Source organism: Microcystis sp. M53603_WE2 (assembly GCF_030065435.1).
The window spans coordinates 1-11,228 of record NZ_JASJFF010001189.1 but is presented as its reverse complement, the minus strand read 5'-3'; the positions used below and the strand labels follow the sequence as shown (position 1 = coordinate 11,228).

Sequence of the window (11,228 nt, the reverse complement as noted above, 5' to 3'; positions counted from 1 at the left end):
GCAAATAGGTGCAAGAATGAAAATTGTGGGAGCACAATGGAAAGCAGAGAATGTTCCTCAGTATTTGAAGCTACGTTGTGCTTATCTCAACGGCGATATTGCCTGAGTATTTTTACTCATTGCAAAACTGGGATGCTCCCGCCCGCTTCTTTCAAAATTAGCAAGATTTTATCAGTTTGCAACACTATTCTAAAGTTAGCACCCATATCAAAAATTAGCTCTATCTTATGATATTCCAGTAACCTTTCCATCAGAGCCACTTGTGAAGTATTAAGATTATATCTCTTGACTTCAACCCCTAGTTTTCTGAACAGGTTTTTCAGGAATTTTTTAACCATTGATTGTAATTCGTCGAATTGTTGTTGATTGGTATTAAGTAATCCAAAGAAAAAATTATTTTCTTTTACAGTTGCTTGATAGTTTTCAATCCAATTTGTCGACCCGCCTCCTGTTATTAGGCAATTATAAACTCTTGAATAAATCAGTAGCTATCCCAGTCCACATTAATAAATATTAAGATTCATTAACGGCTGGTATGAAACATACCATATAGTTAATCTACTTGTCAACTAGGCACGTTATCTGCTACTCTGGAGTTAGAGTCCGTAGAGCAACTTAACTATTGTAACCATGAGCTTATATCTCGCTGAATCAAGTTCTGAAGTTTCAAGATATCCTCCCTATAAATTTCGATTAATTGCTTCCTTATTTCTAGCGAAAACTCAGGCTTAACCAAATTAGCGTTCTTTAAATTCATCGCCAGCTTTCTTCGTAAACCTTGTGGCATAATTGCTTTCACAGAAGTTTTTAGAAAATTTTGCTTAGATAATAACTCATGTAAAAACTTATTTTTAGGGATACCAGTAACATTATATTTAGTTGATGTATCGGGAATAAAATTGTCATCAACTTCCAAAAATTGGAAAATATCCTTGATTAAATCATAACGATTACTTCTTAAATCTTCGTAGAGATAAACTTTGATTTTACTAGAGTCAAATTTTTCAAAATATCGCTGTAATTGAGTATAATAAAATCCTCCGTCTACATAAAAGTATCCCCACCACCATTTGTTAAGAATTCTGTTATCTTCTTCCCGAAGGGCGGCACTAAAATCTAAGCAGTTTTCAAAGCCCTCTCGAGCATGATGCAAGAATTGCGAATACGCTCTTTCCACTGGATCTCGCAGTATTGCTATTAGTTTTACATCAGGGCAATAATACTTAATTCTTGCAGCCGCCTTAGCATGGTATAGATAACTAGGTGAGGCTTCACCTATGGCGATTTCATTCGTAACTCCCTGAAATTGTTCCATATAACTTTCAAAGCTAGTCTTAAAACCATCCAAATAACCTTCACTAATTGAACCTTTAGGATAGCTAATTTTTTCGCCCTCGAAAGCAAAAAAGTTAGTCTCCTTAATTGGTGTCATATAAATTTGTGGATGTTGGTTGAGCCAATCATAAAGGGAAGTCGTCCCCGCCTTGGCTGCTCCGATAATTAAAAAATTTGGCAATGCCATACTTTTACTTCCTCATACTTAAATGGTAATTCCCTAGAAACATCAATGATTGCGCTAACGTAAATTTATGCTTCAAACTCTTGCAGGCTAACAAATAATTATCTGGCTGCAGAATCAGAAAAATTTACATACTACAAGTCATAACCAAGTATTCGAGCAATATCTGTCGCTGAATTCGCAATAAACTCTATATCCAGATCAGATAATTCCTGTCCACCACTAGCAACTCCCTTTCGCACAAAGGGTATTTTCGCATTTATAATATTGGTAGACCTATGCTTTTTCTCTGAATCTTTCATTTTTTCTTTAGAACTTAAAGCAATAGCTTCATCTATCAATTTCTCATTGATTTTAATTCCAAAACAATCCATCACGGAAGATAATTGCAAGTGTGTGTCTTTTAAAAAATCCTCATATCTAAATATCTTAATGATCTGCCCACCCCCACCTCCATAGTTGTTGTAATACCATGATTTTGTATGTTCTGTCCATCTGTTAATTCCATATTTTGTATGTCTAATAAATTCTGAAATCTCTAACTTATCATCTATTTGTTTTCTATCTTTTAGGTAGTAATAATAGGAAATCATTACATCTCTAGGATCTCGGACAAGTAAAATGACTCTGTAGTAGTAAGGGTTATAGGCAGAGTGACTTTTAATAATTCTAGGTATATCTGTCCTGCCAAAAGAACCTCCTAGACGAAGATTGCCATCTCCTATTATTGAAGGTATGATATCTAAAATATTAAAGAAGTTAACATCTTGCTCAACATTATAATGGACTTTGAGAGCATTTGCTATCAGAAATCTCAACCAAGTGTTTCCCGATTTGGGATAGGATACTAAGAATACATCTTCCACTACATGATTTTTAGGTAGTGAGCGATTGTAGTACATTTTTTGGTATAAATTTCTCGGCAAATTTAAAACTTTTTGTCCTCTCAAGAAAAACCCACTAATATTGTTCATATAATTGCTATTTATTTTCATACATTAAATGTGTTGGTCTAGCCATTTATAATTTTATCATGAATAAGTAAATTATCTTGTCATCGTTGTGAGATTTTTATAAGGTAAGACCATATTTTTTTATCTGCAAGTAAGCGCCTATTCCAAACCCCAATCCAATATAAAATTGGGGGTAAGCGTGTCCAGTTGTCAAAAAAACAACGGTCCAAGCAAATAAGCCCGGCAGTACAGATAGCAGTGCCGTTCTCTTTTTTGGATCAAAACTCATTGGTTTTAATGCAGCTTTAATAAATAAGTAGGGAAAATATACGAAAAGAAAATACGATACAAGGCTGAATAATATCAAACCACCTTGAAGTAAAAAATTAAAGATGCCAATGTGAAAGTGATTGGTCATTTCATTCCTTACAGGAGTCCAGTAATTAGCCCCAATACCCCTACCAACTAGAAATTCTATATCTTGAAGACTTTGTATCCCAGAAATAACTTCTTCGATTCGCAACTCTGATGATCTATCTCCAGACTGTATCTGATAAAACCTCTCATATAATAATGTATCTTCAAATATTTCTGCTATGTTGAAATCGTTGAAAAAGATAAAAATAACTAATATCAGCAGTGCTATTAATAACATTTTAAAATTCCTTGAATTCAAAATAGAAGAACTATTATTCAACACTCCATTAGATGCTTTGTAGGATAAAATCATCAATGATAAAACAACTAAAACCAATATAGATAGTAAAATAGTTCTCTTAGCGTTTAAGAATCCCAATAGGTAAGCACGGCAAAAAATTGCTCCCCAAATTGGTATTGCCCAGATGAAGCTTATTCTACTTAAAATAGCCAGAGCAATACTGCTGGGAATTTCCAGTAGTGATGAATAGCGTGCATCTAGAAAGGTAACTACTCTTTCTTCAATTCCCGCAACATTTAATTTTCTTGCAATTATGGTTTGTGTGGTAGAATGAAACAGTACAAAAGTAGGCAATATTATAAAGGCAAGTAGTTGTAATTTAGGATAATAGGACTTAACAATTAGACGAAAAATAGCCAACCCTATGAACAAGCCAGAGAAAGCTTGAATATCTGATCTAATAAATTCAAATTCGTTATGAAAAATATACCAACCCATGAAAGTATATAGCAAGAGAGATAAAGAATAAAAAACACCTATTTTCCCCAACAAAATTTTGCGAAATTCTGAGTCTAATACAAAGGCAAATACTACACTAAAAGCAAGAGTTAATAAAGAAATACCTTGAAATACACTTATTTTTTTTTCTACGTCGATGCCTGCATTTAAATAATCGTTTATTAATATTAGAAACAAAGTTACATAGAAACTAAGCGTTGACAATAGCTGAGTAATAAATTGATTTTTTTTTGCTATAACTAAACTCATTTTAGCAGTCCTAATAATTGCGAATACAAAAACAACAAAAATGTTAAGTTTTGTATGGATAATCTAATCAAATTGCCGTAGATTTGATGCCCAATTTTTGGCGTACCCAGATAGCACTGATAATATTACCTACAATCATCGAGATTGCGGTGGCAGTGGCTGCACCATTCACCCCCCACTTCGGTATTAGTAGCCAATTAAGACAGACATTTAACAAAGCGGCAAATACCACAGTTGCTGCACTAAATTTAGCATGGCGGGTCATATTTAGCAATAGACCCACGGAACCAGTCAGAGCGTTAACCAGATAGCCAATACTCAAAATTATCAAAGCTGTTTGTCCCTGTATAAACTCAGCACCAAAAAGCTGTAAAATCGAGTATCTCAATGCAATCAACCCCAAAGTCATGACTAGAGCAAACAAGCTGATTAAACGAGTGCTATGAGTAACCAGCCTTTGCAGTTGTTCCCGCTTTCCCTCTGCATACAGTGTAGCAAAAGTTGGCGAAAGGACATTATTCAAGATTCCTAGGCCAAAAATAATCAGAGAAGTGACTCGACTGACTACTGCGTAAACTCCCACCGCACCCGCACCCTTGAAGGCACCGAGCATCAATATATCGATACGAGAGTTAATCACCGCTAGTCCTCCTAGCAAAATAAACGGTAAGCCGTCCTTGAGCCAAGTCAGAATTTTGTATTCAGGTTTAGCCTGTTTAACCTCTTGGGGAAGCACTCTGGCTAATAGTACCACACCAACGACAAAAGTAATGCCAAGAGATATCAATTTTAAGCCCATCACCCAGACAGTGATATTTTCTTGATTTCTAAGAAACCAGTAGCTAGAAATCGTCAGGATAATAAAAACTAAGGGAGCTAGTAGATTTTCTGGCATTTGCCCTAAAACCACCCTGTGTAAACCCGTCATCGTCGCTAGTCTCAAGCTAGTTAAAGAGACAATTGGTAAGGAAATCATCGCTACACACAGAGATGGTAATAAGTCCGGCTCCCTGACTTGTCCCCAGTTCAGAATAATAGCAATAGCAACTAATGCCATTAGGCTAGAAACTATGAAGACAATTGCATTTGCCCATTGTAATAGACCACGCATTAATCCCCAAGCTGACTGACTACTATAGATAGCCACTTCTCTGACTAATAAGTTATTAAAGCCTAGAGTCGCAGGAATGCCCAGCAAAGCCGGCCAAGTCATTGCATAAGTATAAACCCCAAAGCCATTTTTACCGAGCCAGCGAGCTAGAATAATACTGGTCAGAAAACTAAGGGTCATGAAAGCAACTCTTAAACCAAGAGAACCCGTCGCATCTCGAATTAAACGTTCTTTCAGTTTTAAGGGAGTTTTCTTCATCTTTTTCTTTGCTCCAGAGATGCTACTAAGTCCATCGTGAATAAACTTTTCTGATTTCTTCCTCCGTGTAAAAATGATTAAAGTATTTAGAACTGCACATCTCCTCTACATAAGATAGTGGTAATTTGAGATTTTGCTTAAATTCTTTATACGTATCTCGATAATTTTTATCTTCTCCCACGTTCGTCCTTACTAACTTAAATTCTTTTAAACCCAGAAATTCGGCGATTGCTTTTTCCTTTACACTGTCAGAGGTTTCTAGTTTGAGGATCAATAAATCCACATTATCTTTGTTAATTCTTAAATATCCCTGCTCTTTCGGAAAAGGATATTCATAAACATCTATCCCTAAAAATGGCTTGAAGTAATTATCGAACCAGTCTAGGGGAATCGAATGAGGGAAAAAATTGATAAATATATCCCTTAGCTCTTGGGGAGTAAAATTGGATTGTTCATACTTTTTCCCTGTTTCTCTTTCAAAGTTCTGAAAAAAAGCTGCAACATTTCTACCTATTGGTTCCCTAGTTAAAGAAATAATTTTTACCTGTTTTTTCGGAACGATTATCTTGTTATATAAAAACTCACCACGTCTGACTTGCTTTTCTCTGCCCAGTTTTAAGTTTAAAATTTCGTAAACCTTAGGATTGTAAAAGCTTCTATTATCAGCATTTTTGAGTAAAAAATGAACATGAAACAATGGCAAAATTGCTTTTTTTTCTAAGGATTTCATCACCGAGCTAGAACCAACTTTGCCCATTTGATAGATTATAATAGGTGTTTGATTAGTTGCATAAAGTTTGAATCGTAATTTTATGTCTTGCAGAACAATATTCAGCAGATAAGTCAGGTTATCAAGAAATTTAGACATTTGGTTTTTGCCTGTAGTTTAATTTTTTTACTCTACACCAGCGATACAGACGCTGAGTTCTCAATGAAGATAATCTATTTCAGCATCAATGTCAACCCAGGGTGGTAATTTTGGTAATTCTCAAGATAGTTGCTCAACTATCTCACTTACATTGAGGACACTAAGCAAACAAACGGATTTTACTGATTTTAAAGCTGTTTTTAGCCATTAATAAACTATTTTTTCGGCTTTATCCGTTAATTCTCTCTCCTTGTCCCAATTTTCCCCCTTTGCCCCGAAAAAACTCTTGGTCAACTAACCGCCTAATTATCTATTCCTGAGTGTAGAATGGCTACCTATGGATGCTCTGATTGGTCGGGGGGATTATCAGCAAGCTTGACCATAAGACGAGGCGGGACAAAAGTTAGCAGTTCTGGAAAAACTATAGTTGCCATTGTAGCATGGTGTTATGATGAAGCGGTAATTAATCGAGCCAGATTGCTACCGCAAAATCTTTTAAACCGCATCCACAGGGAAAACCGTAGTTTGGTTTTTTCGGCTATGATCTTTGCATAGCAATACTTTTAAGGGTTAATGACCTGCCAGTGAAATTCCAGTTCTCTAGCTGATTGCGGTTTATATCCTTAAAAGTGTCCCGAAGTCAATCTCAGCTTTAGATGTCATATTCCTTACTCTATAAGGGTTTGAGGCTATTTTAAATAGATACCATGTTTGGACAAATTCCCAAATTATTCTCAAGCTATACTGGCATACTAGATGCGGTTTAATAGAGTTATCCCTTGACTATTTGATTAATGATGAACAACCAACAAAACGGGGCTTTAAAAACCCAAAGCCAAGGAAATCTACCAGTTTTTGCCCAACCAGCTTTTATCCCCCCCCTGACGCAGGAAGAAGAGGAACTCAACCTGCGTCAAGTCCTTTCTGTCGTCAAGCATCGCTGGTGGATAATCGCTGGCATCACCCTAGGAGTAACAGGTGCGATCGCTGCTTGGACTTTCTTAAAAACCCCTATCTATCAAGGTAGATTCCTGCTGCTCATCGGTCAACCGATTGAGGAAAATAAAAATTCTCTCAAACTGGCAGCCCAAGATATCCTGCCTCAGTTGGGTGGAGAGAACATCGATTATGAAACCCAAATCGCTGTCCTGAAAAGTCCTCAACTCCTTAACCCCATCCTTAGTAAAATAACTCCTCAATATCCCGACTTTACCTACAGTGATTTAATTAGTAAAACTGGCAAATCTGATCTCAAAATTAGTCAATTAGAAGATACGAAAGTTTTAGAGATCGTTTACGAAAATGCAGAACCAGAAAAAATTAAGCTGGTTTTAGATAATTTAGCCCGTCATTACCTAAACTATAGTTCCCAGGAACGCAAGACCGAAATTAATCAAGGCTTGGATTTTGTTAACGCTCAATTGCCCGTGCTGCAGGAACGAGTTAATTCTCTACAAAAACAAATGCAGCAATTCCGGCAGCAATACAATTTCCTGGATCCCGACAAGGAAGCCACTCGTTTATCGCAACAGTTAACCAGCATCGAGCAGGAGTACAGAGTCGCCCAAGTTGCCCTTAACGAAATTAACTCTCGCTATCAAGCTTTACAGCAACAGGTGGGATTGGCCCCTAATCAAGCAATTATCGCCACTTATCTCAGTGAATCTCCCGGTTATCAAGATTTGCTCAAGCAGTTGCAAGAAGTGGAAGTGGAATTGGCGAAACAATCGGCAGTTTTTGCCAAGGATAGCCCGATAATCGCCACCCTAGAGGAAAAACGCGCTAATTTACTGCCCCTACTGCAAAACGAAGCCCAGAGAACCCTAGGGGAAAAACTGCCCCAGACAGTGGGTAATTCCCCGGCTTTGGTATCACGGAGCGCTCTGCGGGTAGAATTAACCCAACAATTGGTGGAAGCCGCTAACACCCGCCAAACCCTAGAAATTAAGGTAGAATCCCTTGCCCGGGCCCTGGAACAACAGAAAGGCTCGGTCAAAAATCTGGCGGTTTTAGCCCGTCGTTATACGGATTTGCAGCGAGAATTGGAAATTGCCACCACCAGTCTCGGTCGTTTTCTGGAGGAACAACAAAAACTCCAACTCAAGGTGGCACAACAAGTGGTGCCTTGGCAACTAATTTCCCCTCCAGAAGTAGAGGAAGATTTCGTTTCTCCTAAACCCGTGCGAAATCTCGCTTTAGGGGTTATTGGTGGCCTGTTACTAGGCCTAGGGGCAGCCTTTTTAGCTGAAAGATTAGATCCCGTTCATCATAGTGCAGATGAACTAAAAGAAGATACCAAACTGCCCCTTTTAGGCGCAATTCCCTGGCAAAAAGACCTCGATAAGATCGAAAAAGTGATCACCGCCGCCCTACCCCAGTTAACAGTCGCTGGTCAACAACTTACTATCCCTAATACCACTGCGAAATCAGCCAACGAAAACCCCTACTACTATAATTTCTCCCCCTTCTCGGAGGCTTTCCACACTCTTAACACCAATATTCGCCTCCTCGGTTCCGATTCCCCCCTCAAGTCCCTCGTGATTAGTTCTGTATCACCGGGAGATGGTAAAACTACTACGGCAATAAATATCGCTAAGGCTGCCGCTCGTATGGGACAAAAAGTCTTATTGGTGGATGCCGACCTGCGACGACCCCAGATTCACCTACGACTTAATCTCGATAACGACCACGGCCTTAGTAATGTCCTCGCCGAGGGTCTCGATTGGAACGAGGCGATTCAATCCCTGCCCCGCCACGAGAATTTATCGATTCTTACCGCCGGTTCAATTCCCCCAGATCCAACCCGCTTGCTTTCTTCCCAGAGAATGCAGGAGATGATCTCGCAATTACAGCAAGACCACGCCTTCGATCTAATTATCTACGATCTACCACCGATCGCCGCTTTTGCCGATGCGAAAATTCTCGCCGCCATGGCCACTGGCCTAATTCTCGTCACCAAACTGGGCAAAACCGATCGCTTTGTGCTGAAAAATCTGCTCGAAGACCTGAGATTATCCCACATTTCCGTGTTAGGCTTAGTGGCTAATAATGTTAGTCGGAAAGACCACAATTATCGTTACTATGGCCATTACTACGGCAAAAGATAATTAAATTAAAGATAGATCCCCCCTGCCCCCCTTAATAAGGGAGGTGCCGATCCCCCCTGCCCCCCTTATTAAGGGGGGATTAAGGGGGGATCCCCCCTTATCAAGGGGGGATCAGAGGCAAAATCTATCTTCTATTTAATTATAACCACTTACTTATCAACTTTTAATTGATGTTAAATGCGGGTTTTAATTTGGTATCGCAATGATCTGCGGGTTCACGATCACGAGGCAATTTATCAAGCTGTTCAAGAACAATTCGAGATAATTCCCTTCTATTGTTTTGATGAGCGTCAATTTGGTTTTACTTCCTACGGGTTTCCAAAAACTGGCAAGTTCCGGGCTAAATTTTTATTAGAAAGCGTAGCAGATTTGCGACAATCTCTGGAAAGTTTAGGCGGTAATTTAATTATCCGACGGGGAAAACCAGAAGACATTATCCCACAATTAGTTCAAGAATTGCAGATAGCCAAGGTTTATTATCATCAAGAGGTAACAGCAGAGGAATTAGCGGTAGAAAAAGCGGTAAATAAGGCTTTATCCGGGGTTCCTGTGCAGATAAAAACTTTTTGGACAGCCACTTTATACCATCCTGATGACTTACCTTTTACCCTTAATCAATTACCAGAATTATTTACTAATTTTCGTAAACAAGTAGAACGTTATTGGCAAATAAGAGCAACTTATCCCACGCCGAAAAAGTTGACAAAATTGCCTAAAATAGAGTTGGGAAACCTTCCCAGTTTAAACGATTTAGGCTTAACAGAATCAATTCTAGACCGGGGAGGTGTTTTGTCGTTTCAAGGGGGTGAAATGGCAGGAAAATCAAGGGTTAAAGAATATATTTGGGATAGTGATTCCTTAAAAACCTATAAGGAAACCCGCAATGAAATGTTAGGGACTAATTATTCCTCAAAATTCTCAGCTTGGTTAAGTTTTGGCTGTCTTTCCCCCCGTTATATCTACGAGGAAGTACAAAAGTATGAGCAAACGAGAGTAAAAAATGACTCTACCTATTGGCTGATTTTTGAATTATTATGGCGAGATTTTTTCCGATTTATTTGCAGTAAACACGGGAATAAAATCTTCTATAAATCTGGTTTGCAAGAACTTTATTTACCTTGGCTAGAAGATTGGGAAAGATTTAATCTCTGGTGTGAGGGAAAAACCGGTTATCCCCTTGTAGATGCTAATATGAGAGAATTAGCCGCTACAGGATTTATGTCGAATCGTGGCCGGCAAAATGTCGCTAGTTTTCTGAGCAAAAATCTCGGTATTGATTGGTGTATGGGAGCAGAATGGTTCGAGTCGTTATTAATTGATTACGATGTCTGTAGTAATTGGGGTAATTGGAATTACACTGCTGGTGTCGGCAATGACGCGCGAGGATTTCGTTATTTTAATATCCCTAAACAGTCGAAAGATTATGATCCCAAAGGTGATTATTTACGTCACTGGTTGCCCGAATTAGCCCTAATAAAAGGCGATAAAATTCACGAACCTTATAAATTATCTCCAGAGGAACAAAAGCGTTATGGTGTGATTTTAGGGGTTAATTATCCTCGTCCCATTGTCGATTTTTTTCGATCGATCAAACACAACGAAAAAATTTATCTTCAGCATTTCAGTGAACAGTAATCAGTAATCAGTGGACTTCTACATAATATTATCTCAAGACTAAAATTTTGTCTAGACAAGCAACTTACCCAAATAAAAATGATTTTAATGTCCCCAGATTTTTTCTGTTAAATTGAATGAACAACGATAGATATATATTTGGATTATCGAACTATTTATTAGTACAAATAATCAAATCAAGCTCTGATTGGGTTATAATTTTTGCAGATGTCTAATCAACTGAAAACTCACATCTGATAACTGATAACTGATAACTGAATTAAAGCCATTCGATTTCTTTAGCTTTTTCGGGTAGTTTAGCCGTGGCTTGTCCTTGGCTGCGGGACTGAAACCCAATTAAATCGAGGGGAG

General features: G+C 38.2%; 8 protein-coding genes. 2 read left to right on the top strand and 6 right to left on the bottom strand.

Going from position 1 to position 11,228, the window contains the following annotated elements; genetic code table 11:
- Positions 1 to 116 precede the first annotated feature (116 nt).
- The 6 genes from PX481_RS24920 to PX481_RS24895 all read right to left on the bottom strand — a co-directional run bounded on the left by PX481_RS24920 (position 117) and on the right by PX481_RS24895 (position 6,135).
- On the bottom strand, positions 117 to 338 hold the full coding sequence (locus tag PX481_RS24920; protein WP_288024857.1) for a hypothetical protein: 222 nt from the start codon (positions 336 to 338) through the stop codon (positions 117 to 119).
- Positions 339 to 619: 281 nt separating this feature from the next.
- The gene (locus PX481_RS24915) at positions 620 to 1,522 is read right to left on the bottom strand and encodes a sulfotransferase family protein (RefSeq protein ID WP_288024854.1); all 903 of its coding nucleotides are present in this window, start codon (positions 1,520 to 1,522) and stop codon (positions 620 to 622) included.
- A gap of 131 nt (positions 1,523 to 1,653) precedes the next feature.
- Entirely contained in the window at positions 1,654 to 2,493 is an 840-nt protein-coding gene (locus PX481_RS24910) for a sulfotransferase domain-containing protein (protein ID WP_288096619.1), read from the bottom strand.
- Between the two features lie 97 nt (positions 2,494 to 2,590).
- Positions 2,591 to 3,898: a hypothetical protein gene (locus tag PX481_RS24905; protein WP_288025807.1), complete on the bottom strand. Its 1,308-nt coding sequence runs from the start codon at positions 3,896 to 3,898 to the stop codon at positions 2,591 to 2,593.
- A gap of 67 nt (positions 3,899 to 3,965) precedes the next feature.
- Positions 3,966 to 5,267, bottom strand: a complete 1,302-nt coding sequence (locus PX481_RS24900; protein WP_288025805.1) for a flippase — start codon at positions 5,265 to 5,267, stop codon at positions 3,966 to 3,968.
- A gap of 25 nt (positions 5,268 to 5,292) precedes the next feature.
- Positions 5,293 to 6,135 (bottom strand): putative capsular polysaccharide synthesis family protein, encoded by an 843-nt coding sequence (locus PX481_RS24895; RefSeq protein WP_288025803.1) that lies wholly within the window; start codon positions 6,133 to 6,135, stop codon positions 5,293 to 5,295.
- Positions 6,136 to 6,929: 794 nt separating this feature from the next.
- On the opposite strand from PX481_RS24895, the gene PX481_RS24890 reads away from it, so the two are divergent.
- Together PX481_RS24890 and PX481_RS24885 are read left to right on the top strand one after the other, a co-directional pair.
- Positions 6,930 to 9,242: a GumC family protein gene (locus tag PX481_RS24890; RefSeq protein ID WP_288096614.1), complete on the top strand. Its 2,313-nt coding sequence runs from the start codon at positions 6,930 to 6,932 to the stop codon at positions 9,240 to 9,242.
- A 177-nt stretch (positions 9,243 to 9,419) separates the two neighbouring features.
- Positions 9,420 to 10,877, top strand: a complete 1,458-nt coding sequence (locus tag PX481_RS24885) for a DASH family cryptochrome (RefSeq protein WP_002756763.1) — start codon at positions 9,420 to 9,422, stop codon at positions 10,875 to 10,877.
- The last annotated feature ends 351 nt before the right edge of the window (positions 10,878 to 11,228 follow it).